The organism is Microcoleus sp. AS-A8 (assembly GCA_039962225.1).
GTDB lineage: Bacteria > Cyanobacteriota > Cyanobacteriia > Cyanobacteriales > Coleofasciculaceae > Allocoleopsis.
Genome location: JAMPKV010000004.1, coordinates 217,776 through 244,236 on the forward strand (window position 1 = coordinate 217,776; position 26,461 = coordinate 244,236).

The following is a 26,461-nucleotide window of genomic DNA, read 5'->3' on the forward strand; positions in this document are numbered from 1 at the left end:
TCCTAGTTACTTAGTCGATTTTTTTCTTCTTATCTACCCAAGTCAAGACGATGTTAGAAAGCTTACAAAAATCCCATCACGGTATACGTAACGAGTTATATACACCAGCAACATGGCAACTGCCGTTACAGGGTTCAGAGGAACTCACAGAACCCATACAGTTAAGACAGTTTTCCCAGAGTAGTTCCTTCAATACCGCTGGTGTTACCGATGGCAGCTTAGATAGCACAGACCCCACGAATCCTAATCGTTCTGGAACCTTTCGTGATGACTACCTATTGACCAATCTGGTAGCAGGTCAGTTGGTGCAGTTGAACCTCAACTCTGCTGCCTTTGACGCCTACCTGCAAGTGGTGAATGCTAACACCGGAGAGGTGATTGCCTATAACGATGATTTCAATAGTCTCAACTCCCAATTAACCCTCACAACACAAGCGGGTATTGACTACATTGTTCGAGCCACGAGTTATGGATCAAGTGCTATCGGTGCCTATAGCTTGGTTAGCAACAACGGTAATCTCACAGCCGCTACTTCCATCAATCCCAACCAGACCTTTAGTGGCACCCTTGTCACCACCGACCCCGCCAACTCCCTGCGCGCTGGTAGTCTCTATGATGGCTATTTGTTGACCAATCTTGTGGCTGGTCAGCAGGTACAGGTAAACCTGAACTCCGGTGCCTTTGATGCCTACCTGCAAATCGTGAATGCGTCTACCGGAGAAGTGGTCGTTCAGAACGATGATGCCAATGGCACTCTCAACTCCCAGGTCAACTTCACAGCACAAACAGGTGTGAATTATATCGCGAGAGCCACAAGTTTTGCCGGGGCTGCTACTGGGGCTTACACCCTTACAACTAGCTCAGCCGAGGCTTTCAGCGGCACCTTAGATAGTACAGACCCCACGAACCCAACTCGCACGGGCACCTTCCGCGATGACTACTTATTGACCAATTTGGTGGCGGGTCAGTCGGTACAGTTGAACCTCAACTCTCCTACCTTCGACGCCTACCTGCAAGTCGTGAATGCTGCTACTGGAGAAGTGGTCGCCGAAAACGATAATTTCAGTGGGACAAACTCCCAGTTAACCTTCACAACCCAAGCCGAAGTTGACTACATTGTGCGGGCGACGAGTTCTGCCTTGGGGGCTACGGGTGCATACAGCCTAGTTACCAACAACGGTGATCTTACCTCCGCCACTCCCATCAGCGGCAGCCAGACTTTTAGCGGCACCCTCGTGAATAGTGACCCTGCCAACTCCCTGCGCCCCGGCAGCTATTACGATGGCTATCTGTTGACCAATCTGACAGTTGGTCAGGCGGTGCAGGTCAACATGAACTCGGCTTTTGATGCCTACTTGCAAGTTGTAAATGCTGATACTGGGCAAATTGTAGCCTTCAATGATGATGCCAAGGGTAGAAATTCCCAGCTTGCCTTTATTGTGGAATCGGGTGTTGATTACATTGTTCGTGCTACAAGCTATGGAGCGAGTGTGACTGGTAACTACACCCTCACAACGCAATCTTTCACACTTCCTGAAGGTTATAACCTCAACTACGGATATGGTCTGGTTGATGCCGCAGCGGCTGTAGCGAGTGCGGATGGACAGGACAGTGCCTTCGCTGATGTTGACTATTTTGGTGGGCAGAATGATTGGGGTCTTAATATGGTTAAGGCTCCCGAAGCTTGGGCACAAGGGTTCACGGGTGAAGGCATCGTCGTCGCTGTCATCGATACCGGTGTTGACTACACCCACCTTGACTTGGATGGCAATATTTGGGTCAACGAGGGTGAAATTGCAGGCAACGGCATTGATGATGATGACAACGGTTTTGTAGATGATGTCCGGGGTTGGGATTTTGTCGCTAATGACAACAATCCGATGGATGAGCAAGGACATGGAACCCATGTTGCGGGTACAATTGCCGCAGAAAAGAATGACTTCGGAGTCACTGGCGTCGCCTACAATGCCAAGATTATGGCTGTGAGGGTACTGGATGCAGGTGGCTCTGGGTCTGTGTCAAACATTGCGGCTGGGATTCGTTATGCAGCCGATAACGGCGCTGATGTGATTAACCTCAGCTTGGGAGGAGGATATTCTTCTGAGGAAGAAGATGCTATTGAATATGCCACAGCCAAAGGTTCAGTCGTGGTTATGGCAGCAGGAAATGAATCTGCCAGTCAACCGAGTTATCCTGCTAACTTGGCGAACCAATGGGGAATTGCCGTCGGGGCGGTAGATAGCACGAACACGATGGCTAACTTCTCCAACAAAGCGAGTATCCCACCACTGGATTATGTCGTTGCTCCGGGAGTGAATATCTACTCTACAACTCCAGGTAACACGTATAGCTCCTTTAACGGCACATCCATGGCTACTCCTCATGTAGCTGGTGTCGCAGCGCTCATGTTGAGTGCTAATCCTAACCTCACGCCGGCTGAAGTTGAGAGTATCCTGACGAAAACAGCAAATCCGACAGGTATTACTGTCTAGCAAAAGCTAATAGGGTAGGGAGGAGAAACTTTCTTCTTCCTGCTACACAATCCTAGGAATTCCTGTTGATGACAAGGATTGCTCATTTCTTCGTCCGAGTTCTAAACGGTTAACTGATATTTTTCGGTTAAACACATCGCGATGCCCTTTTCGTAGTAAGCGGCCTCATTAATGAAGATGGGATAGACGATTGATTCCCCTTCGTAAGCAATAACTTGATTCTCAAATGTTAGAAATATTGGTTCACCTGGATTAAGGGCTTCATAGTCTTTCCCTTGAAGCTGAGGGTGAATCATAGCCTGAATTTCCCCATTTTCATTTCTGGGATAATCAATGCTTCCCACATATTGATAGAGAGTGAGAACGGAGTTTCTAGGCAGTACTTTTCCTTGATTATATTTTTCTAAATAATTCAAAATGGCATGGATGAGTTCCTCTGTTTTATTAAAAAAATCGGCATCCAGAACACCTTGAGCGACAGGGCCGATTTCAATGGAAAAACTCAATTCACACAGAGACCTCAAGACGGCACTTTTTTGACCGTATTGTGTGCCATTATAAACTCTAACTAAAGGATTGATTGAACTCAGATAGGCCGCTAATCGCAAATTAAAAGGATGGCTGTTACCCAAAATCAGCGTTAGACCCATATTCGCGGTTGTACTATGCAAATCTATAATCAAATCAACTGGGGCTTTACCAAGTGGTCTTAGCTGCTGATAAATCGTTTTGGCGCGGCGTTCTTCATAGCTAGAAAGTGTTGATTCATGTAGCGATTGTGTGTGGAAACAGCGATTTAAATCTTTATCAATGTATCGTCTGCCTACCTCAAAAGCTTGAGGATTTCCCAATAAAGTAAAGGTTTCAAAAGTCGCTCTCTGAATGAGCTGAGGAAATCGCTCGAACTTCTTGACTAGGTATATCCCTGTCAATTCATTTCCGTGAATCCCTCCAACGATTGCAACCCGACTAATTCGCTGCATACCCTCCATACCTAACCTCCTGCTGGAGTACGATTGCTTTATTACAACCACACTAAACGAGGGTTTTACTATATGTCCAATACTTTTTTTATCAAAAGATTATAACTGTAATAGAAATCTAAATTTTTAAGTTATAAATCTTAGTTAGTTATTATCTAACCGAGAATCCCTCACTAAATCGCCGAGTGACAGGCTCTATTAAAAATGTCAAGATAGATTTTTTTCGAGTAACAATTTCTCCCGTAGCTGCCATCCCCGGAGTAAAGGCTACTTCTTGACCACGCACATTGATTGAATGCTGATGTAGTTTAATTCGAGTGGGAAAAACCAAACCCAATTCCTTATCAATAATTGCATTGGGGCTAACTTTAACCACTTCTCCTTCAATCGTGCCAAATTCTTGAAAGGAAAAAGCTGCCATCTTGACTTTCGCTTTCATTCCTTGCCGAATAAATCCAATATCTCGGTTGAGGACTTTAACCTCTAACACCAATTCTTCACCCTGTGGAAGAATAGAGAGTAACTCTTCACCCGCTTGTACAGGCCCTTTCGTGGCTTTGATACTGTAAACAGTACCCGCAACTGGAGCTTCAATCGTTTCCCGTTCTTGTTGCTTTTTGGCCTGCTCTAGTTCACCTTCAACCGTTGTCTGTTCTTCCCGGCGCTTGTTGAGTTGAGTGAGAATTTCACTATTACGCTCCGCCCCAACACGGGTAGAATCATTCCGAGCTTTTTGATAGGCTTCTTGAGCTTGACGGATTTCTTGCTGTTGGGTGGCGATGTCTTTCTCTAATGAGGTTACTTTGTCTTGAGCTTCCGTGACGCGATCGCTGGCATTGGTAATCTCAGATTGCGTCCTCGTCACATCGGCTTGCGCTTTCACGAGTCTATCTTGAGCCTCTAAGTAATCGAGTCGAGGGACAGCACCAGAATTCACAAGTGGTTTGTAGGACTCTACCCTTTTTTCGGCGTTGGCAAGGTTTTCTTGTGTTTTCGGCAGCAGCTCTTTGGCATTAGCGAGGTTAGTTTGGGAATTGGTAAAGTTGATTTTGGCATTCGCAAGGTTGTCTTGCAATCGGGTGAGACGAACTTTGGCGGCATCGATCGCCGCCAGTTGGCGATTGGCTTCGGCAACTGCTGCGGCTTTAGCAGCTTCAAAGTTGCGTAGACGCGAGGTGAGGAGTTGGTCTTGCAACGATGTTCCGGCGGTTGTCTCTCCCTTACGTTCGGCGTCGAGACGACTTAAATCTTCTCGAATCAGTTTGGCTGATTTGGCGAGGCGGTCAACTTCGGTTTGGGGGAGGCCGGAATCTCGTTCGACGAGGATTTCACCTTTTTGGACGCGATCGCCTTCTTTCACCTTCACCTCCCGAATCGTACCATCACCGAGCGATCGCACGGGTCGCACTTGGGTCGAAGCCAGCAATTCTCCTTGACCCACAGCCACTTCATCCACTAGGCTAAAGTGCGCCCATGCGATCGCGCCAAACACCAAGAGACTAATACTGCCAGCTAACAGTCGCGTGTAGAGGGGTGGTAGCTCTTGTACCGCCTTACCGAGTTCGTAAGATAGCTCGTCTTCCGGATTGGCTAATCGCTCTCTCGTCTGTCGAGATTGAGCTGGAGAAGAAATTAGGGGAAATTGCATAACACTTGATGCTGATTTAAATTACTTTTTTATACCTCCGATCTTGCACCATTCTCAGCCCAGTAATTTTAGTCAGGTGAGCAATCCATATAAAAGACAAGCGTAAGTTATCGTTGGTTGACTCAAGTCTAGCTGTGGATTCCGCCGAAACTGGCGACAACTCCATCTCTACGACGATCGCCAGCACCTTCCATTAACCCTTCATCCGTTTCCCGTACCGTATGCACGCCACCAAAGAATAAATTATGTTCTTGCCATCTCACTAATTGTTGATTAGCAGGCAGTCGTATTTTGTTAACTTCCTCCTCTGCCAATCCCGGTTCCATATTAAAAACATTACTTTCCCAGTGAATTCGTGGGCTGTTTACGGCTTGATTCACAGGCATTTTAAAATCTAAAATATTAGAAATTACTTGTAGAATTGCCGTTCTAATTCGTTTAGAGCCGCCTGTTCCTAGGACAATCTCCGGTTGATTGTTTTTTAATACTATGGTAGGAGACATCATGGAAGAAATCCGCCTGTTTTCTTGCCACTGATGGAATCCCTGAGGATTAATATCTTCCTCGCCCAGCATATTATTAACCATAATGCCCGTACCAGGAATGACATATCCAGACCCCTCACCATTAGAAGTGGTCACACTGGCCGCATTTCCGTCGCCATCTAAAACACTAATATGAGTTGTACTTCCCCATTTATTCACCGTCTCTGTTAACTGATTTGTATAGGGCAAAACATGTTCATCCGCTAAAAAACGTTCGGCAACGTTTTCTTGGTAAAGATTAGAATCATATCCATCCTTTCTAGCTTCATTCGTCAAACACATGACCTGAGCCAGAATTTCCAAGTGGGGAAGACTACCGAATTTAAATTGAGATAAATCAATCTTTGATAACAGCTTTAAAGCAAAAGCAATTAGAATACCCCCTGAACTAGGAGGAGGATTAGTTAGGAGCGTATTACCTCGATAATCAATGATTAGGGGTTTTCTCTCGATGACTCGATAATTTTTTAAATCTTCTAAGGTTAAGTATCCCCCAAAATCTTGACAATCTTGAACGAGCTGATGAGCAATATCTCCCTGATAAAATTCTTGGGAACCTTTTTCAGTTAAATAGGATAAGGTATTGGCAAAATCTACCATCCTTAATAGACCTTCCGACTCAAGTGGCTCACCCGTTAGGGAAAAAACTTGCTGACCTCCTTTATGGGTGGTAATAATAGGTTTCAGAATTTCCGCTAAACAATAATATTGAAATGGATTTAATTGAATACCATTTCGGGCATAATCAATGGCTGGCTCGGCAACTACGTGGAAAGGCAACCTACCGAGTTTTTGGTGAACGTGAAACACTCCGGCAAGATTTCCGGGAACTGCCATAGAACCCAGTCCAATATGAAACTCTTGCACGGCAACCCCAAAATTGACTTCCACTGGGTAAAAGTTAATCTCGTTCGGATTTCTTTTATAACGTGGGGTTTGAGAAAAAAAATCAAAGAGAATGTTTTGGTTCTCCTGAGTATGCGCTAGAAGAAAACCTCCACCTGCCGCCGAGGTAAGTCCTGGTTCGGCAACGAAAGAAGCAAGAATAGCAGCAACAGCGGCATCAAACGCATTTCCCCCGTTCCGAAACATTTCAATCCCAGCTTCGGCTGTCTTTTCATGCCCAGCCGCAATGACACCGCGAGTTTTTTGGCTCATAAATTTTGATATCCCCAAGCAAGAACACGGCGACTTATTAGATTGATAGAATGATTCATTCCTTCATTTTTTAATCAGGATGCCATCTTATATCAATTCTCGATGACGTTGCACTTTATGAACCCCCGGCTGTCGCCGTCCCCCTTATTAAGGGGGACTATAGAAGGTAATCAATTAAGTGGATTGCTACAGAGAAATGGTATTAGCGGCTCGCCTCTTGACAACGCTATGACTCACAACAGTTTCTATCACATTGGCTTTGGGCGAGATGACATTGGCTCACACCCTCCCACCATCGCTCTATTATCCGGCGCTCCAGAACGCGCCCGTCTGATTGCTCAAGAACATTTGCAGGATGTGCGCCTGCTATCGGAAAATCGCGGACTGAATAGTTATGTGGGTCGCTTAGCAAACGGTCGTCCAGTCTTATCGGCTACCAGTGGCATGGGTGCCCCTTCCCTGAGTATTGTAGTCAATGAGTTGGTGCAAGTCGGGATTCTGCAAATTATTCGGATCGGGACTTGCGGCTCAATTCAACCCTATGTGCCAGTCGGGGCACTTGTGATTAGCAAGGGAGCATTATGTCGCCAGGGTGCGGCAAATGATATTGCTCCGATTGAGTATCCCGCTGTTGCTGACCCATTTCTCACGGTAGCCTTAGTTAAGGCAGCAGAGGAATTAGAGGTTGAGCATTACCTAGGAATTACGGCGTCGGTGGATACGTTTTACGAAGGACAGGAACGCACAGATTCAGCTAATCCCTATTTAATGCGATCGCTCCAAGGTATCACGGCAGAATATCGCCGTTTGAATGTGTTGAATTATGAGATGGAATGCGGCACTCTATTTAAGATGGCGGGAGTGTATAAGTTTGCCGCCGCTTGCGTTTGCGCTGTAGTGGCTCAGCGCAGCGCTGATGAGAAGGTTATTCTGGAACAAAAAGATGTTGCGGTGAAAAATGCGATCGCGGTTGCCCTACGTGCGGCTACCGATTTAATCCAATAGTTATATCTAAAAAATTAGAAGTTTGAAACAACGACTCGATACATTATTAGTAGAACTTGACCTTTGCTCGTCACGACAACTGGCGCAACGGCTGATTCGTGCGGGTGAAGTGAGGGTAAACCAGCAGGTGATTGATAAACCGGGAACCGAGGTTGACACCACCGCAGAAATTCAGATTAAAGAGAAATCGCCTTATGTTTCCAGAGGTGGGGAAAAGCTTGCCAAAGCCCTAGAAGAGTTTGCCATTCCTGTGGAAGGGCGCATCTGCCTCGATGGGGGTATCTCAACCGGCGGCTTTACCGACTGCTTGCTGCAAGCTGGAGCCAAACAAGTGTACGGCGTGGATGTGGGTTATGGACAAGTTGCCTGGACGTTGCGGAATGATCCACGGGTCATTTTGAAAGAACGCACCAATCTCCGCCATCTGCAACCGGCTGAGTTGTACGGTGATGCCCAACTTGCGGAGTTGGGGGTTGTGGATGTTTCGTTTATTTCCCTGACGAAAATTCTAGAGGCGTTGTGGAATCTACTACAACCACCGCGTGAGGTGGTGTTGCTGGTGAAGCCACAGTTTGAGGTGGGGCGTGAACGGGTTGGGAAAAAAGGTGTGGTGCGCGATCCGAATGACCATGCTTTGGCGATCGCACAAGTCTTACAATCGTCCCAAAACCTAGGCTGGGCATACAAGGGCTTAACTTGGTCGCCCCTAACTGGTCCTGCGGGTAATATCGAGTATCTTCTCTGGTTAGGCATGGATAGCCAAAACCCAATTCCTGATTTGGCGGCAGTTAAACAAATTACTCAGTTAGCGGTTTCTCACTTTCGGCAATTCCCATCTTCGTGAAGTTTTCTGTAAATTTCGCTACAGTTTAATGAAAAAGAGGTGAAATTAAGTACAGAAGAACGTTTTAGCCGTTAATCACACAGGAACACGATGAATACACAAGAACAAGCGCGGGAGTTAGCCGCGCAGGAACGTCAGCACAACGAGCATGTCAAAGAAGCCATGTTGAATCGTGCAGAGGCACAGGTGCATAATCCGGCTCAGGATAACCTGACTCAACAACATGCACGGCAGTTGATCGCACAGGAACGTCGGCATGATGAACATGTCAAAGAATCCATGTTGAGCCGTGCAAAAGCTGAAATAGATTCGTCTAGTGATGCCGCCGACAGTTCCGCCCCATAAGGTTTGAAAATTCCCCGTGTTAAAAAAGCCGATATTAAATTAACTTAGGGTTTGTCCAAAAATAATTTCGCCATTTTCAGCAGGGGCTAAGGCTTTAGTAACATCTTGGCTGACGCACAATATAGGCAATGCCGTGCCCCTACACATCATGGATTTGTTTTTGGACGCCTCCTTAAAAGCCTTCATTGTATGGGCTAAGTTCTACAGGACTAGGAGGGGGTGGGTTTAAACTCCTTTGCCAGGACTGAATTTGCGATTGAGCTGAATCATAGGCATTCGTTCCAGAGGGAATCATTCTGGCAATTTCAATCGCTTCATTGAGATTGTACAACGACCGATCATTGGCCATGGATAAGAGTTGATCGCTCCATCGATTCACTGAGGTTCTGGCATCCCCCTTAACCGTCGCAGAACTAGGAACTTGTCTCGCCAACCGAATAGCGGATGAGAGAGCTTCTGGGGTTCCGGGTGTCGCGGCTTGGTAAGCTTGTTGTAAAAGCTGCTGACCCTCAACTTCCCTCTGCCAGCCTCTGATTTCACTTTGTGCCTCTTTGTAGAGTGCCCGTCCGGCTTTAATCTGTTGAGCCGCCGCGATCGCGTCGGGCAGATTACCACTCGTTGCCAGAATACGTGCTTGGTCGAGGAACGGCTGGTCTTGCTCGCGCTGAATCGTGTCAGTCCACTTAGCTATCTTGCCTTGTGCTCTCTTATACAGAGTGCGACCTGGAGCAATGCGACTGGCTTCTTGAATGGCTTCTTGTAAAGAGGCAGCCCCGCCAAAACTGGCGATTTGGTCAGCACGGTCGAGATAGGGCTGGTCTTCTATCGTCTCAGATTGAGCCGTCCAGCGTGCGATTTCCTTACGCGCTTCGGAGTAGCGGGGATTGCCATTGGGAATCTGATTGGCTTCTGCGATCGCTGTTTTCAAGTCTGGCACCAGACCCGACTCAGCATACATTCGCGCCCGTTCCAGTCTTGTCACATCTTCCGTTTCTCGCTGCCAACGACCGATGAATCCCTGTGCTTTGTTATACAAGGGGCGACCTGACTGTAGCTTTTGCGCCAAAGCGATCGCTCTTTCCAAATCCGAACTCGTTCCTGATGACGCCGTCGATAAAGCTTGTGCCAAATCGATCAAGTCGGCTTTTTGGTCTTCTAATTTAACGCTGGGAGGAATCTTATTGGCAATTTCCAGAACACCTTCCCAGTTCCGCTGTTCTAGTCGAGCCTCTGCCAGTTTCACCAGCTTTTTGCCCGACTCAGCAATTAAATTTTGAGCCTCCTTATAGGCATAGCTTTCACGGGAAATCTTCTCCGCTTGCTTAATGCCTTCCAAGATATCATCGACTTTCCCACTCTGACTCAGTTGGAAAGCTTTATCCAGCTTGGCACTATCTTCCCGTGCCACCTGAATCTTTTTCGCCACTTGGTCATACTTGGTCGTGGCCCAGTATTTGTTGTCGATTGAGGTTAATTTGACCGCCTCTCTAAATGCCTGAGTCCAGTCTGACTGCCTCAGCTCTTGCTCAACTTTGCTAAATATGCCTTCAGCTTTCGACCAAATCGTCTGCCAGTGGTCGATTTGCTTTTCCACTAAATTGTGAGCCGAGACACGATCGGGAATTTTTCTGGCAATGTCGATCGCTTCACTTAACTTCCCCGCCTGGAACTTTTGTTCACCGATTCTCAAGATATCGAGTGACCACTGTTCAATATTACGATTGATTTCTGTCCGCATCGCGTGATTGTTAGGCAACGCCTCTACTAAGGCAATTGCCTCTAGCAAGTCCTCGGCTGTCTGCTTGTTTGCAGCCAACTGAGCGCAATAAAGGCGCATCGACGCCGAAGCGGTCGGCCAGAATATGGCAGGGCAGTTGGGAACTGCGGGCAACTTCAACAACAGGGCTATGGCAATAAATCCCACGCCACCGGAAAACAGCACAATTAACAAGGCCCCAAAATGCCAAGGCCGGGGGAATCCTCGTTTAGGCTCCCGCCGTTTTTTTGGGGGTGGGGGCGAAGTCACTCCCGGTGCCGCCAAATTTTGAGGAACTGCATACCCGTCAGCGATTGGCGCATCGGGTACTCCTCTGCCAGGATTAACCAAAGGACGATTGGCACCAAAAGCTCTACTCGTGCCTTGCCACTCAGGGTTCTGACCTGGCTGCGAAGACTTGGAGGGAGGCCAACTGTCGGGAATTTCTCGATTTCTGGTCATAACTCACACCACGCGCAATGCCTGTTCCAGCGTGCTTTTTACACCCTCAGTAGTTGCCATCCTACCCTTCTCAGACAGAAAAAGCTACCTATACTGAGAGGCGTCAAGAATGGAGACTGGGGAAGAAGCACGTCCAATAAAGAATACCTTAGCCTTCCCCGATCGAAAGATTTACGACTGACATTCAAGGCTTGTACTCGCAAAGCCATCGTTTCCTTACGTTTACCCCTTCTCGATTCCCCACTCCTGATCCGTACATTTATCAAACAGACTCAGCCCGCAAATCTTCAATCAACTGCGCCAGATCATCAGAACTCGCCTGGTAAACTTCCCCGCAGAAATGGCAAGTAGCTTCAGCTCCGTTGTCTTTTTCAATCATATCCCGAAGTTCGGCTTCGCCCAGCATCTTCAGCGCACCTAACACGCGATCGAATGAACAACCACAGTGAAAGCGTATCATCTGGATTTCTGGAAGAATCACCAAACCCATATCGCCTAGAAGCTCTTCAAAAATCTCTGGCAGCGTTTTGCCTACATTTAAAAGAGAAGTCAGTCCTGTCTGCTGAATAATTTGAGCACGTTCTTCTAGTGTTTGCACTAAGGCTTCATCTCTGGCGGCTTTGGGGAGAACTTGGAGTAGCAATCCCCCAGATGCTCTAACCCCTTCTGTGCCAACCAATACACCCAAAAGCAGAGCGGATGGCGTTTGTTCGGAATTCACGAGGTAATGAGTAATGTCATCACCAATTTCACCCGATACCAGCTCCACGGTGCTGGAATAGGGGTAACCATAGCCTACATCTCGCACAACGTAGAGGTAACCCTCACGGCCTACTACACCACCTACATCCAGTTTGCCTCGCTCATTCAGGGGCAATTCTACGGATGGGTTGTCCACATAACCCCGCACAGTTCCATCTAATCCAGCATCAACGAGAATTCCCCCCAAGGGGCCATTCCCTTTAACCCGAATATTCACCCTCGACCCTTCTCGCTTCATGCTAGAGGCTAGCAATAGACCCCCAGCCATCGTGCGACCTAAGGCCGCTGTTGCCTCACTGGAGAGTTTGTGACGCATTCGTGCTTCTTCAGTGAGGCGTGTGGTAATGACGCCGACGGCTCGGATGCCCCCCTCCGCCGCTGTGGCGCGAATTAACTGATCAGCCATGAACGATCCTTACACTTCTTAACAGTCCTTCTTTTATCTTATCTGCCGAGAAGACCTCCTGTGGAGCGTAGCGTCCCGTTGGGGATGAACCGGAGATGAGACTGAGGACGGTCAATTGCGGTCGCTCAAGCCCGAAGTATTAACAAATTTGCCTTAAATCAATGCATTAGATAAGCGACAAAAATCCCTGGAGCGGCAGGAATCTACGCCGAAAGAATACCATTCAGTTGGCCAAACAGGTCCTCGACCTATGACTAATAAATAGGAATTCTTTCTGAAAGCATACCTGATTTATTCCTAAAAGTAGAAGCCAGTGGAATTAACTAATGGGTAAGGTAAAAAGAGTGTTAACGAAGAGCCTGCTTGAGAAGCATCCTTTAGGGAAAAATGTTGTGTTCTGCGTTAAACACCAGTTTTACAAAAAAATGGCCTGAAGTTGGTGTAAGAGATGAGCTTAGCTACTCTTACATCACTAATTTTCTGCTGTTCAGATTCCGGCGAAAATCCTCTAATTAAGTAAAATTTTACTAAGGAGTTTAAGTAGAATGCTGTTCCATGTGTTCTGCGAGTTTGCTGACGGCTCATCCAGATACTTACAGCTAAAAACATCTACTATGAAGGAAGCTTGTCAGCAAGCTAAAGACGACTATTATGCCTCACAGGTGCTTTTGATTATTAGTAGTATCGACCCTTTTTGTAGAACTCTCGGCTTGGATTACACCCCGCTAAATTCCTCACAGAACTGTAGAGAAAATGTGTCTTGAGTCCGTAAATTAACTAGGGCGATGGATTAAAGAACTTATAAAAGGTTGGAACCCGTGAACTTCAGGGAACCCCTTAGGCGAATACACGACTTAACTCAGTCTGTTGAACTCCCTGTAGAGCAGAGGGATGTTTAATCGAGTTGGAATTCCGTGAATTCACGGCACGAACTCTAGGAGCAAAGGTAGGTTCCCACTGCTTAAGACGCCAAGTTTTTGTATCATTGGGTGCCATTAGGGCTGGCACTCTTGCCGATACACTCAATCCCGTCATTTCCCGCATGGGTAAAGGTACATTTTGCACAAACTCAAATTGGCCTTTTTGGAGTTTACATAAGTCACAAATCGGCTTCAATACCTGAGCAATAAATAGTTGTTTGAGTTGGAAGTTTCGTAAAACACCTTGATTTTTAAGATGAACGCCCAGTGGCTTATCCGTTGGACATAATTGAGCGAGTTTATCGATTACGCGAGGACTCACCCACTGGCGCTGATGAATCAGCCTTACTAAGCCATGCTCATCCAAATGATGAGATCCGGCTACAAGGCAACCTTGATACACCCAGATATAGTAAACGGGTAGGGATTTAGCTTGAGATACGGGTTCGGTAAAAAGCGTAAGTAAGCCAGTTTTCTTCCCTTTTTCGGTAAACAGAAGAATTTCTGCTAAGGATAAGTCTGTTAAGGAACCTGTAAGGCACATAATTCTGATTTAAACCTAAAAAAGATACAAATTAATAAGAAGATTAAAAAGTTTAAGCAATAAACTACCAGGCTTAAACTCTTGATGATGCCACCCCAGATGAAGTAATGATTTCCTAGAAAGGTGAAAGTCGATTGCATTAAGAATAGGTTAAAATTTTTGAAGTTTAAAGTTATCCTTCTGAAGATGGAATAACCCTCACCCAGGGGATAGAAGTCTCGACTCCGCTTTCATCTATCTTTGGAACGAATTACAGGAAAAAGGTACAAAAACCCCATGATCTGGCGCTCACAATATCAGAACAAAGGATGAAAATTTCTATTAGCCATTACCGATTATCCATTACCGATTACCCATTTTCAAGTTAGATGAACATCATTAATCGCATCAATGACTGGCTAGAAACTCACTGGGTAACACCGGCCTATGCTGGCTGCCTCTTAGCAGGAATTGCTCTGTGTTTTTTTGGAGCGGCTAGCAATACAATGGCAGGGTGGCTGTATGTGATTAGCGGTCTGATTTTCGGTCTGCTGGTGGTAGCGGCTGTTCTGCCAGCGCGATCGCTCAAGTTAATTCAGGTACGGCGATGCCCAATTGCACCCGTCAGTGCAGGCGACGATCTCTGCATTGAATTAGAAATTGAAAATCAAGCTTTTCATGCCAAATCCCTGTTACAAATTCGGGACGTTTTACAATCCACATTAGGGTTACCAAGGCAGACGCCCGTGGAAGCGATCGCGCCCCAAAGTGTCCATCGTTGGGTTGACTACTATCCCACCCAAAAACGCGGTGTCTATCGGTGGCACGAGGTACAGATTAGAACCGCAACACCACTAGGATTATTTTGGTGTCGTCGTAGTTGGGAAGCACCAGCTAGGGCTATTGTCTATCCCCTGGTGTTACCTCTCACCCATTGCCCCTTAGTGGATGAAATGGGTAGAGAAGATAGTGCCCAATTTTATAGCGATCGCCGTTCTCAGTCCGCTACAGAAGACATCACCAGAGGACTGCGTCCCTATCGAGTCGGCGACCCTATCCGCTTGATTCACTGGCGGACTAGTGCCCGTTACGGCGCATTACAGGTACGGGAGTTAGAGGTGTTCACGGGTTCTCAAGAAATTATCATCTGTCTGGATAGTTCGACCGTTTGGCGTCCCGATGACTTTGAACAGGCGGTTATTGCTGCCGTATCGATGTACTTCTATGCGATGCGTAGTCAGTTAAACGTGAAACTTTGGACGCCAAAAACTGGCTTATTGCATGGCAACCAAGTGGTTTTAGAGGCTCTTGCTGAAACGACGGCGGGAGAGGAGGCTGAGATAGAGGCTCCATCCAATCTTCCCTTAATTTGGCTTACTCAAAATCCCCCTAGCCTCGACACTTTACCTATGGGTAGTCGCTGGATCTTATGGCCTTCAGTTGCATCGGTTTCTGACTCGGAAATTCCAGCGCAACGCCGTCATTTAGGTGTGGTTATCGACCCCGCAAAATCTCTACAAAGTCAGCTTCAGCAAGCTTTAAGATAGATAAATTAATGCTGATATTCCCCTTAAGCTCCGATTGAAAAATTGCGGTCGGTTTTAGCGGAGTCTTGGCTGATCTGCTTAAAGCGATTCCTCGGCTGTAAACTGATTGAGCGCTTGAGGAGGCAATGGATTTTATTTGTAGGATAACGACTTTGAATTCTTTCTTGGGGTCTTTCAACCTTAATCGTTTGCCACCCTTGCTGCTTATAGCGGTTCAACTGATTATTTAAATGTTCTTCTATATTTTCAATACCACCGGCTAAATTGTGTACACTCGTTACTCCATTTTGGGTGATGAGTAATCTGATATTGTTCCAAGACATTTCCTTCGAGCTACCGGGATTCATACAACCTTTTGAAGCGGTGAGGTTAAGAGATAGGTACTCAGAATACAGCATGTTTATTCGCTCAATTTGTGCTTGTAAACATATATTAATAAATTTATTTCGCTATCTAACTCCGCCAATACCCTGAAAAAGGGTACGCCATTATGCTTAGATTTATGAAGATATTTTCTACTTAGAAAAGATAAGTTATAAGTCTATGTGAGAGAATTTTATCCTTGAATCAAGGCTTCGTTAGGTAACCCTGACTGAGGCTTTATTCTCGTCTTATATAGGTTGATTGATGGGGAGTAGGGGCTTTTCTAATATTCTTTATTCAATAAAAATGCGATCGCTCCTTTGGGTGTGGGGATGCGATCGCTTTTTCTTCTATGAGGCTAATATGCTATGAGTGCTGACTCAGAAACCAGGCAAAGGTTACTCGTGAGCTGTGCCATCGGGCATAATTGCGCCACTGAGCTTTGCATCTTTCAAGATTGTCCCATTGAGGTTTGCATCTTTTAGGTTGGCTTTTTCTAGGTTGGCGTTGGAACTCAAGAATGCAATTCCGCCAAGCATGAGAGCTAACCCAATAAACTTGGTAAAAAGCTCCACATGATATTCTTCTTCCTTTTCTGCCTCGAATATTTCTAAAGTGGCAACAACTATCCGTATTTAAACGGAGAGATTGCACGATTTACTTAAGCTATGCATCATACTTTTCTGGTGTACCCAGGCAGAAATAATCCACCAGTATTTTTTTAGGTTTTTCTCCCCATCCTCCCCCCTCTCCCCATCCCCCTCTCCTTTCATGTGAGTGTTGGGTAAAAGCATTGCGTTACAATGCAAAAAAATTGTTTACCTGCCGAACCTGACTAAATGAGTACTTCACCAGCCAATAATCTCTCCAGTGACAAAAACTTGGATGCAATGAGGCATTTTTCTGAAACCTACGCCAAGCGGACTGGTACTTACTTCTGTGTTGACCCTTCCGTGACGGCTGTGGTGATTGAAGGACTCGCCAAACACAAAGATGAACTTGGCTCTCCCTTGTGCCCGTGCCGTCACTATGAAGACAAACAGGCCGAAGTCAAAGCCGCTTATTGGAACTGCCCTTGTATCCCTATGCGTGAGCGCAAAGACTGCCACTGTATGCTGTTCTTGACTCCGGATAACGACTTTGCCGGTGAGCAACAAGAGATAAGCCTAGAAGAAATTTATGCCGTGCGAGAAAGCATGGGCTAAGTTTCTTTCCATATTCAAGGCTCAATCCCCTGGATTCACCCAGGGGAGTTGACTAAGCCATCGGCAATCGCCTATCTACAATCCTCATCTAAAATCCCATGACACCTGTCGCACAACCCTCCTCATTGCCCCCTCAAAACGGGGATAGCAGCGCCTCGAATGTTCTTCCTGAAGAATTTTGGCAGGGTGTTGAGCAATTTAACCAACAGGAGTATTACGCCTGTCACGACACCTTAGAAGCATTGTGGATAGAAGCGGTTGAGCCGCAAAAGCGATTTTACCAAGGGGTTTTGCAAATTGCCGTTGCCTGCCATCATCTGCTTAATCTCAACTGGCGCGGTGCTGTAATTTTGTTAGGTGAGGGGCTGGGACGCCTGAGGGATTATCAGCCCGACTATGAAGGAATTGATGTTACGAGTTTAATAATCCAGAGTGCCAAACTTTTGCAGGCACTACAGGAGTCAGGGCAAGAGCAAGTGGCTGATTTTGTCAAGCAGCTAGAAGCCGAGCAGACTGGTGGCTCTAACGAAGTCAGTGAATCAGTGAGCCGTTGGTTGCCAAAAATTGGGCGGGTTGAGTCTTAAACACCTGTTGTAAATTGAAAGTGAATCGGTTAGTCGCTTAGGCCGTTAGAACCTTTAACCTTGCAACCTTCAACCATGAGCCGAGAAACTTCCGGAGGTGTCTGGTCGTCAAGAGATTTATAGCCTTTTCTCGCAGGAAGCGTTCTTGAACCCACTAACTAGACGACGTGGGCTTTCGTACTGGATTTCTGTAAACTAGGCACAGCAGCATCACAATCTTTGACCTCAGTTACCCGTAGAACCTATGAAGCCTTCTTTTCGACTCTCTGACAGCTTGAGGCGACGCTTAGGTTTAATGGTATTGCTTCCAGCTACCTGCCTCGGAGCGATCGCCATTCCCCACCTACAAAACGCCCAAGCTCAAACTGGGGATAGTCGTGCCATCACCATCCGTTCCGATGTCCAAGAAGCTGACCGAACCACGGAAGTGATTACGGCACGGGGTAACGTCCAAATCGACTACCCAGCCCGACAAATTCAGGCAACCGCCGCCCAAGCCCAATTCTTTAATCGCGAACGTCGCATCGTCCTGAGTGGCAACGTGTACGTTTTGCAAAATGGGAATAGTATGCGAGGCGAGACGATCACCTACTTGATTGATGAGGGTCGTTTTATCGCACTGCCGAAGAGCAACCGACAAGTAGAATCCACATACATTATGTCTGACCCCGACTCTCTTACATCCCCTGGATCACCGTCCGCGACTTCCCCCAAACCCCGATAATATGCAAGCTCCCCGTCAGCAAGCCAGTGTCTAGGCGGTAGGGTTGAAGGTTAGAACGTTAAAAGTTGAAGGTTAGAACGTTAAACGTTCAAAGTAAGAAAGATAACTTTCAACCTGATAACCTTCAAGCTGATAACCTCCAACCCCTAAGAGGTGAAATCCTTGAAAATCGTTCTCGAAAATATTCATAAATCCTATGGCAACCGGGCAATTGTTAAACGTGTCAACCTTTCAGTAGCCCAAGGGGAAATAGTAGGGCTGTTGGGTCCCAATGGTGCAGGAAAAACCACAACCTTTTACATCGCAACCGGTTTAGAAAAACCGAACCAGGGCACTGTTTGGCTCGATAATGTGGACATCACAGCATTGCCCATCAACCAACGGGCGCATTTAGGGATTGGCTATCTGGCTCAGGAAGCGAGTATTTTCCGTCACCTTAGTGTCCACGACAATATTAAACTCGTCCTAGAACAAACCGGTGTGCCTCGTCACGAGTGGCGCTGGCGGCTGCGTAACCTGCTCTCTGAGTTTCGCCTAGAAAAAGTCGCCCATACTCTGGGGAATCAAGTTTCCGGAGGAGAACGGCGTCGCACCGAACTCGCCAGAGCCTTAGCGGCTGGTATGGAAGGCCCCAAATTTTTGTTTTTGGATGAACCCTTTGCTGGGGTTGACCCGATTGCCGTGTCGGAGATTCAAAAAATGGTGGCGGGATTGCGCGATCGCCAAATGGGTATTTTAATTACCGACCACAACGTTCGAGAAACCCTGGCGATTACCGACCGAGCATACATTATGAGGGATGGACAAATCTTGGCGGCGGGTAGTACCGAAGAACTGTACGCTAACCCCTTAGTGCGGCAGTACTATCTCGGCGATGAATTTCAACGATAGTATTGGGATTTTATCCTACTATCATTCCTTAGGTTTGACATATAGCAGTTCTCAATTACACGCCTGTACATCAGAAGAATCAAAGCCTCTCTCCTACAAGCAGAGAGGTCAGAATGTACCCCATCCAATCGAGAATGGCTATAATCTGCCGACTTGGCTTTTCCGAGTAAGCCGTAAACTTCTATGTGAATTGTTTATGTCCATGGCCTGGTGGTCTACTGGTGTACTAGTAAGACTGACCCCCTGATTTTCCTAGACTCCATGAAATTAAGTTTTAATCGCCTAATTACACAAGGTTTAAAAACCTGGGAGCGTCATCCAGCCATCCCTTGGGTGCTGTCAATGGCGTGGATACTGTTGATAAGCTCCGTCGCCTTCTTTTGGAACTTGGGCAACACTGGCTTATTAGATGAAACAGAGCCATTGTTTGTAGAAGCTTCTCGACAGATGACGGTTACGGGGGATTGGATTACTCCTTATTTCAACGGAGTGACTCGATTTGATAAGCCGCCACTGATTTATTGGTTTCAGGCGATTAGCTTTCTCACCTTCGGTACCAACGAATTTACTGCCCGACTCCCTTCCGCACTTGCCGGTTTGGCACTGACGGGTTTTTGCTTCTACACCCTACGATATTTTGGCATTCCTGAACAGGGCTGGAGACAAGGGACAAGGGACTGGGCACAAATAGGACAAGGAGATCCAAGGGACAAGGACGTGGCATCACTCCCCGACTCCCCCAATCCCCCCCTCCCCCTCTCCCAATGGCAATCCTGGCTAGTCGCCAGCCTAGGAGCCGCGATGGTAGCCTTAAACCCCCTAACGTTGTTCTTTGGGCGCACAGGCTACTCCGATATGTTACTGAGCTTATGTTTCGCAGGGACGCTGCTGGCTTTCTTTCTGGGCTATGCTCAACCGGAACGACGCAAGGTGCAGGAACGTTGGTATTTGGCCTTCTACGTCCTGAGTGCTTTGGCTGTATTAACCAAGGGGCCTGTGGGCGTTGTTCTACCCGGATTGATTATCCTTGCCTTCCTGCTTTATGTGGGCAAACTCAGGGAAATCCTTGGGGAAATACGTCCCGTGCGGGGTGGTTTGATTTTTCTGGCCATCACCCTGCCCTGGTTTATTCTGGTGACGTTGCATAACGGCGAGGCTTATATTAATTCGTTTTTTGGATATCACAATTTTGAACGCTTCACCCGTGTCGTTAATGAGCATGGGGGGCCTTGGTACCAACAAATCTTGGTCATGTTCCTTGGCTTTATGCCTTGGTCCGTTGCTTTACCCGCCGCCATTGGTCAATTTAAAGTGTTCCAGCGACAGCGTTGGCAAAAATCGCCGCGTTCCACCCATCTGGGATTATTTGCCCTGTTTTGGTTCCTGATTGTCTTAGGCTTTTTTACGGTCGCCGTCACTAAATACTTCAGCTACACCCTGCCGTTAATGCCAGCCGCCGCCATTCTGCTGGCACTTTGGTGGAGCGATTGCATCGTCCAAGGGCAAATTTTTCATCAAACTGGCAATAATCTCAAACTCACGAGCCTCTTGAGTATTGTGATTTTTTCAGCTTTAGCAGGGGCAACTTACTACTGTCCCAACTGGCTCAATGATGACCCCTCCATGCCTAATTTGGGAGTATTGATTGACCAATACCATTTAAATTGGGTTGGCGCAGTTATTTGGGGAGCCAGTGCGATCGCAGGAATCATTTTACTCCTACGCCGTCAAGCCTACTGGCTGTGGGGAGTCAGCTTTTTGGGATTTGTGGCCTTCTTAATGTTTGTCATCCTACCCGCCTTAGGCATCGTAGATCTTGAACGCCAACTTCCTTTGCGCCAAATGGCTGAGGCGGCGGTGGAGGTGGAAGCACCCGGTGAAAAGTTGATGATGATTACAGAGGGATTTGAAAAGCCCAGTCTGGTTTTTTACACACAACGACAGGTGACTTTTGTGCATGACTCTTCTCAAGCCATCTCTGAGATCAAGAAGGTACAACAAAAATGGAATACTAACTCTGTACTATTAATCACCACCCGCAAATCTCTAAAGAATACCCGCTTAAAACCGAACCAGTACCAAGAGATTCGTCAAGCTGGAATTTATCAGTTAGTCCGTGTACCAAGGACCGAGGTTCTCTGATGCAGAAAGTTCAGAAATGGTTGGCTCAAAAAGCTAATCAATCCGTACTGTTTTGGATACTTGGGGGACTGCTATTTCGGAGTTTTGTTGCCTTTTGGCTTTACCCCGGCTTTGATGAAGCCTACTATTATCTTTACAGCATCCACCTGGACTGGAGTTATTTCGATCATCCAGTTTTAGTCGCACTTCTTACAGGTTTAGGCCCTTGGTTGACTGGAGAGGTATCGCAATTTACGATTCGTCTGGGAACGCTAATTTTATATACCGGTAGCTTGATACTTCTGTATTTAACTAGCGCTAAACTTTTCTCGGAAAAAGCCGCCAGAATTACATTAGCCATCGCCTCCATTATTCCTATCTTTCAAATTGCCTTTGGCATCTTCACTCTACCCGATGTCCCCCTGATGTTTTTCTGGACAGCCAGTTTATACTGTGCCGCCCATGAATTTTTCCCCCAACCGCAGCCCCCTCAAAATTACAGCGGATTAGAAGCTGAAGAATCTTCACCCTCAATTCCCTACCAACCAAGCTATCGCTTAGCCCTTCTCGGTATCCTTGTCGGTTTAGCCTGTCTTGGCAAATATCACGGTTTTATTTTAGGCTTTGGGCTTTTTGCTTTTTGTTTAACCAGTTCACGGTATCGTGCTGCATTTCTCTCCGTTTGGGCATGGCAGGGGGTCGCCTTATTTATCCTCACCATTTTTCCCATTTGGTTCTGGAATATACAGCATGAGTGGGTATCTTTTGGTTTTCAATTAAATCGGGGAGTGCCACAGCGTGATCTCAATTTCGTCAAGGTAGGACTTGTCTTTTTAGAGGGTATTGCTTACTTGTTCCCTACCTTCGCGTTGCCGTTGTGGTGGATAAGTTGGCGGTCAGTACAAGAGCAAATTAGACCACTTTTTACGAAGAAATCCTCAACAGTATCCGCAGACTTTCGACACAAGCAACTGTTAATTTTATGGGTGTCCTTGCCCCTAACGGTAGGATTTACCTTGATGGGAGCTTACCAGCAAATTTTACCCGCTTGGCCCATGCCCGGATTTTGGGGACTCACGCTCCTTTTAGGAGAACGTGCTGTTCACTGGCAGCAGCAATCTCGACGTGGGGTACACCGCTGGCTGAAGAATTCAGGAATTGTAGTGGGTACAGCTTTACTACTAGCTCTGTTGCATGTGACAACGGGAACACTGCAACAAGGAAGTCAATACGCCATACTGGGAGGGTTCTGGCCTGCTAAAGATGACCCCTCTACACAACTGCTGGATATTCAGCAACTGCGGCGGGGTTTTGCCGAATCCCCTGTCCTGAGTCAGGCGCTACGGGAGTCTAGTTTTATATTCAGCAATGGCTATTACCTCGCTGCACCCATTGGGATGGCTCTAGTGCCTTTGCAACATACCCCAATTACGGCCTTTAGTTCGGATATGCGGGGTTTTGCGTTTTGGTCAAAACCTGATCAATGGGTGGGCAAAGACGCGCTGTATGTCACGATTTCCCGCTTTGAACAAGAGAAAGAGTTAATGGAACGTTATCAAACTTACTTTAGTAGCCTACAGCAGATTGGAACGGTACCCATTCGACGAGGTGGTGAAGTGACAGAAGTCGTTTACGTTTATCAGGCTAAAAACCTGCTCAAACCTTATCCTCGACCTTATGGTATTTGATATTTTGCCCTCTCTAAATGCCAGAGTATAATCGCCGGATTGAAAACTTAGGATTAATCGGTCGTCACTTCTAAAAAACTATCCCGTGAAGGTTAACCACTGACTGCAATGAAATCAGGTTCAAGCCAAATTTTTTATTCACTAATCCCTGGCATATCCGTCATGGATCGGTATATTGCCACTGAACTAATACCGCCTTTTTTATTTGGGGTTGGAGCCTTTTCCTCAGTCGGCGTCGCCATTGGTACCCTATTTGATTTGGTACGAAAAATAACGGATGCGGGATTACCCATCGGGATTGCGGTTCAAGTCTTGATGTTGAAAATGCCCCTATTTATTGCCTATGCATTTCCAATGTCTACTCTCTTAGCCGCAATGATGACATTCTCTCGCCTCAGCAGTGACAGTGAGTTGATTGCCTTGCGTGGCTGTGGTGTGAGCCTCTACCGAATTGTTGCGCCTGCGGTGGTTTTGAGTTTGGTGGTGACGGGTATGACGTTCTTATTTAACGAGTTGGTTGTTCCTGCTGCCAACCGCCAAGCCACTGTCACAATGGAGAACGCACTGAAAAAAGAAAAGCCATCCTTTCAAGAAAACAATATTTTCTATCCCGAATATGGAGAAGTCACACAACCAGATGGTCAAAAAATTCGGGCACTCAAACGATTATTTTATGCTAATCAATTTGACGGCGAACGTCTGAAAGGTTTGACCATTTTAGACTGGTCTCAGCAAAGTCTCAACCAAATTGTGACGGCTGAATCAGCGATTTGGAATCCAGCTCAGAATACTTGGGATTTCTTCAATGGCACTATTTATGTCGTCTCTCCTGACGCTTCTTACCGCAATATTGTGCGATTTGAAAATCAACAACTAAAACTGCCTAGAACACCTTTTGAAATTGCAGGTAAAGACCGTGACTCGGCTGAAATGAATATTGCCCAAATTCATGAATATAAGGGAATTATCAGGCTTAGTGGTGATGCCAAAAAACTCCGCCGACTCGATTTACGGGTTCAACAAAAACTCGCTTTCCCTTTCATTTGTTTGGTCTTTGGATTGATCGGTGCGGTATTGGGCACTCGACCTCAACGCACAGGTAAAGCCACGAGTTTTGGTATCAGTATTATTATTATTTTTACATATTATTTACTAAACTTTATCTGTGAGGCATTAGGTCTGTCTAATGTTCTTTCTCCGATTATGGCGGGCTGGTTGCCTAATGTCTTTGGTGTAGGAACCGGAGGATTCTTGTTATATAGAACGGCTCGTTAAATAGGATGAACTGACAGTAGGGTGCATTAGGCGCAGACTAGGAATTAAATTTTATCAATTACACGACTTAGTGCGCCGTAATGCACCGTTTTTAGCTGGTGCGTTACACTCCGTTAACGCACCCTACTAACCAGGATCTCATGTGAAGTGCTTGATAATTGCATCCGCAAACTCGGAACATTTCAAGGGTGGATCGACGGGCGGAGTCATCATCCGGGCTAAATCGTAGGTGACGGCCCGATTGGCGATCGCATCCCCAATTCCCTTCTTAATTAGATCCGCCGCTTCCTGCCAACCCATAAATTCCAACATCATCACCCCGGACAGGATAACCGAACCCGGATTAATCCGGTCTAAGCCTGCATGTTTGGGTGCTGTGCCGTGAGTGGCCTCAAAAATGGCGCAAGTGTCACCAATATTGGCTCCTGGCCCCATCCCTAAACCACCTACAATCGCCGCCGCCGCATCAGAGAGGTAATCCCCATTCAGGTTCATGGTGGCGAGAATCGAATATTCATCCGGTCGCGTCTGGATTTGTTGGAAAATGCTGTCAGCAATCCGGTCATTGACCATGATCTTCTCTTTCCACTGACCATTGCCGTGAGTGTCCCAAATCGCATTGAGGACACCTTCCACTTCACTGGTAACTTCAGCTTGTTTCTCTGGTGTCAGGGCGTCGTAACCCGGTTCGATCTGACGCGCATTCTCTTCCAGAGTAATATCAGGATTTCGTTCCTTGTTGCTGAGAATCCAGGATTCCCGTTCGGTCACACATTCAGCCCGGAACTCGGTCGTCGCTAGCTCGTAGCCCCAATCTCGAAAGGCTCCTTCGGTGTACTTCATAATATTGCCTTTATGCACCAAAGTCACCTGCTGCTTATCTTTGGGAAGCCGCAGGGCGTGCCGGATGGCGCGGCGTACCAGACGTTGGGAACCCGTTTTACTAATGGGTTTAATACCAATCCCAGAGTCGAGGGGAATTTGCTTCTTGCCGTGTTCGGGGGTTCCGGGGATTAGCTCATTATTGAGCAGGGAAATCAGTTTTTCAGCCATGGGGCTACCTTGACGCCACTCGATTCCCAGATAGATATCCTCGGTGTTCTCCCGGTAGATAATCACATCGAGTTTCTCCGGCGTTTTGTGGGGAGAGGGTGTTCCCGCGTAATACTTACAGGGGCGCACACAGGCGTAGAGGTCGTTAATTTGCCGCAGGGCAACATTGAGCGAACGAATCCCACCCCCAATCGGAGTGGTTAATGGCCCTTTGATGGCAATGCCATACTCTTTAATGGCTTGGAGCGTGTCTTCGGGTAAATATTGATAAGTCCCGTACTTGTCGCAAGCTTCGTCACCCGCATAAATCTTAAACCAGCTAATTTGTCGCTTATCACCATAGGCCGCGTGAACAGCCGCATCGAATACCTTTTGGGCCGCTGGCCAAATATCAACACCTGTGCCATCACCGCGAATGAAGGGAAGAATCGGATTGTCGGGAACGATGGGTTCACCCTCTTTGAAGGTAATGCGAGAGCCGGTATCTGGAGGAGTTATTTTCTCGTACATAGAGCAGTGTATTAGAGTCGAGATTAGCATCGGTAGAGCCTATGCAGGCAAACTACCAGATCCCTTGCGCCAGATCTAGTTCAGTTAAGGTTTTTTGCGGATAAAACAACAGGTATCCCTTTGGAAAGGAACTTTAACCGCAACTGGGCAGGCCGTCTTTTCCGACCCAGGGATGACAAGCTTCGTTAGAAACTAGCATCTTTGTGCTTAAACTACATCGTGCGAAAGGTTAATTTTTGTATGAATGAATTTAATTTTTGTATACCTTATCCAACCAGATACCGATGATCATCAAGGCAATAAAACAGCCAAGTACCACAACCCTAAAAGCTTTGTCTAAGCCAGGACAGCTTTGAGCCACTGTAGTAATAAGCCATTATGCTGTAAGAGAGCATCTTAGGCGCTAGAGAGCAAAGCGAGGCTTTAGGTAACAACGAGGTGCCTAAAGTCCGATAGTTTAGACTCGCTGATCGGCGTCTGCAACCCTATGGCTTGTCATGGCAGTCTTATGCTAGAGCTAAAGCGATTGCGCGGAGCGCAGCGCCAGAGGCGGATCGCTCTCAGCCACATAGCGATGACGCTACCTAGCCCCAGCGTGAACGTGCCTAGAGCATTGTCCCGAGCAGTTTAGACGGTGAGAGTGTGTGGCTA

21 protein-coding genes are annotated in these 26,461 nt (G+C 46.8%); 12 read left to right on the forward strand and 9 right to left on the reverse strand.

Features of this window, described 5'->3' with window-relative positions; all coding sequences use genetic code 11:
- The first annotated feature begins 50 nt into the window (after positions 1-50).
- Positions 51-2,492, forward strand: a complete 2,442-nt coding sequence (locus tag NDI48_08285) for a S8 family peptidase (GenBank protein ID MEP0831206.1) — start codon at positions 51-53, stop codon at positions 2,490-2,492.
- Positions 2,493-2,593: 101 nt separating this feature from the next.
- On the opposite strand, the gene NDI48_08290 is transcribed toward NDI48_08285, so the two are convergent.
- The 3 genes from NDI48_08290 to ggt all read right to left on the reverse strand — a co-directional run bounded on the left by NDI48_08290 (position 2,594) and on the right by ggt (position 6,826).
- On the reverse strand, positions 2,594-3,475 hold the full coding sequence (locus NDI48_08290; GenBank protein ID MEP0831207.1) for an aspartoacylase: 882 nt from the start codon (positions 3,473-3,475) through the stop codon (positions 2,594-2,596).
- 151 nt (positions 3,476-3,626) lie between these two features.
- The gene (locus tag NDI48_08295; GenBank protein ID MEP0831208.1) at positions 3,627-5,123 is read right to left on the reverse strand and encodes an HlyD family secretion protein; all 1,497 of its coding nucleotides are present in this window, start codon (positions 5,121-5,123) and stop codon (positions 3,627-3,629) included.
- Positions 5,124-5,251: 128 nt separating this feature from the next.
- Positions 5,252-6,826, reverse strand: a complete 1,575-nt coding sequence (ggt, locus tag NDI48_08300; GenBank protein MEP0831209.1) for a gamma-glutamyltransferase — start codon at positions 6,824-6,826, stop codon at positions 5,252-5,254.
- A 228-nt stretch (positions 6,827-7,054) separates the two neighbouring features.
- On the opposite strand from ggt, the gene NDI48_08305 reads away from it, so the two are divergent.
- From NDI48_08305 to NDI48_08315, 3 genes are all read left to right on the forward strand, one after another.
- Complete coding sequence (locus NDI48_08305; GenBank protein ID MEP0831210.1) at positions 7,055-7,831, forward strand: nucleoside phosphorylase; 777 nt, start codon at positions 7,055-7,057, stop codon at positions 7,829-7,831.
- 22 nt (positions 7,832-7,853) lie between these two features.
- Positions 7,854-8,675 (forward strand): TlyA family RNA methyltransferase, encoded by an 822-nt coding sequence (locus NDI48_08310; GenBank protein ID MEP0831211.1) that lies wholly within the window; start codon positions 7,854-7,856, stop codon positions 8,673-8,675.
- 90 nt (positions 8,676-8,765) lie between these two features.
- Positions 8,766-9,020, forward strand: coding sequence for a hypothetical protein (locus NDI48_08315; protein ID MEP0831212.1), 255 nt, complete (start codon positions 8,766-8,768; stop codon positions 9,018-9,020).
- A gap of 172 nt (positions 9,021-9,192) precedes the next feature.
- Here the strand turns inward: NDI48_08315 and NDI48_08320 are convergent, their stop codons facing one another.
- The 3 genes from NDI48_08320 to NDI48_08330 all read right to left on the reverse strand — a co-directional run bounded on the left by NDI48_08320 (position 9,193) and on the right by NDI48_08330 (position 13,870).
- Positions 9,193-11,238: a chromosome segregation ATPase gene (locus NDI48_08320; protein MEP0831213.1), complete on the reverse strand. Its 2,046-nt coding sequence runs from the start codon at positions 11,236-11,238 to the stop codon at positions 9,193-9,195.
- Between the two features lie 262 nt (positions 11,239-11,500).
- On the reverse strand, positions 11,501-12,406 hold the full coding sequence (gene hslO / locus NDI48_08325) for an Hsp33 family molecular chaperone HslO (protein MEP0831214.1): 906 nt from the start codon (positions 12,404-12,406) through the stop codon (positions 11,501-11,503).
- A gap of 837 nt (positions 12,407-13,243) precedes the next feature.
- On the reverse strand, positions 13,244-13,870 hold the full coding sequence (locus NDI48_08330) for a DUF4388 domain-containing protein (protein MEP0831215.1): 627 nt from the start codon (positions 13,868-13,870) through the stop codon (positions 13,244-13,246).
- A 368-nt stretch (positions 13,871-14,238) separates the two neighbouring features.
- On the opposite strand from NDI48_08330, the gene NDI48_08335 reads away from it, so the two are divergent.
- The gene (locus tag NDI48_08335; GenBank protein MEP0831216.1) at positions 14,239-15,396 is read left to right on the forward strand and encodes a DUF58 domain-containing protein; all 1,158 of its coding nucleotides are present in this window, start codon (positions 14,239-14,241) and stop codon (positions 15,394-15,396) included.
- Positions 15,397-15,419: 23 nt separating this feature from the next.
- Here NDI48_08335 and NDI48_08340 read toward each other — a convergent pair whose 3' ends face one another.
- Complete coding sequence (locus NDI48_08340) at positions 15,420-15,794, reverse strand: hypothetical protein (GenBank protein MEP0831217.1); 375 nt, start codon at positions 15,792-15,794, stop codon at positions 15,420-15,422.
- 363 nt (positions 15,795-16,157) lie between these two features.
- Positions 16,158-16,334, reverse strand: a complete 177-nt coding sequence (locus NDI48_08345; GenBank protein MEP0831218.1) for a pentapeptide repeat-containing protein — start codon at positions 16,332-16,334, stop codon at positions 16,158-16,160.
- Positions 16,335-16,598: 264 nt separating this feature from the next.
- Between NDI48_08345 and NDI48_08350 the strand changes: the two genes are divergently transcribed.
- The 7 genes from NDI48_08350 (at position 16,599) to NDI48_08380 (ending at position 24,247) form a co-directional block, all read left to right on the forward strand.
- Entirely contained in the window at positions 16,599-16,964 is a 366-nt protein-coding gene (locus NDI48_08350) for a ferredoxin--nitrite reductase (GenBank protein ID MEP0831219.1), read from the forward strand.
- 98 nt (positions 16,965-17,062) lie between these two features.
- Entirely contained in the window at positions 17,063-17,548 is a 486-nt protein-coding gene (locus tag NDI48_08355) for a DUF309 domain-containing protein (GenBank protein MEP0831220.1), read from the forward strand.
- A 244-nt stretch (positions 17,549-17,792) separates the two neighbouring features.
- Complete coding sequence (locus tag NDI48_08360; GenBank protein MEP0831221.1) at positions 17,793-18,272, forward strand: organic solvent tolerance protein OstA; 480 nt, start codon at positions 17,793-17,795, stop codon at positions 18,270-18,272.
- A 162-nt stretch (positions 18,273-18,434) separates the two neighbouring features.
- Entirely contained in the window at positions 18,435-19,163 is a 729-nt protein-coding gene (gene lptB, locus NDI48_08365; GenBank protein ID MEP0831222.1) for an LPS export ABC transporter ATP-binding protein, read from the forward strand.
- A gap of 261 nt (positions 19,164-19,424) precedes the next feature.
- Positions 19,425-21,305, forward strand: coding sequence for a glycosyltransferase family 39 protein (locus tag NDI48_08370; GenBank protein MEP0831223.1), 1,881 nt, complete (start codon positions 19,425-19,427; stop codon positions 21,303-21,305).
- A complete protein-coding gene (locus NDI48_08375) occupies positions 21,305-22,972 on the forward strand; it encodes a glycosyltransferase family 39 protein (protein MEP0831224.1) in 1,668 nt (555 codons plus the stop codon). The genes NDI48_08370 and NDI48_08375 overlap by 1 nt, the downstream gene beginning before the upstream one ends.
- Before the next feature lie 162 nt (positions 22,973-23,134).
- Positions 23,135-24,247, forward strand: coding sequence for an LptF/LptG family permease (locus NDI48_08380; protein MEP0831225.1), 1,113 nt, complete (start codon positions 23,135-23,137; stop codon positions 24,245-24,247).
- 138 nt (positions 24,248-24,385) lie between these two features.
- Here the strand turns inward: NDI48_08380 and NDI48_08385 are convergent, their stop codons facing one another.
- Positions 24,386-25,810, reverse strand: a complete 1,425-nt coding sequence (locus NDI48_08385) for an NADP-dependent isocitrate dehydrogenase (GenBank protein MEP0831226.1) — start codon at positions 25,808-25,810, stop codon at positions 24,386-24,388.
- Positions 25,811-26,461: the final 651 nt, after the last annotated feature.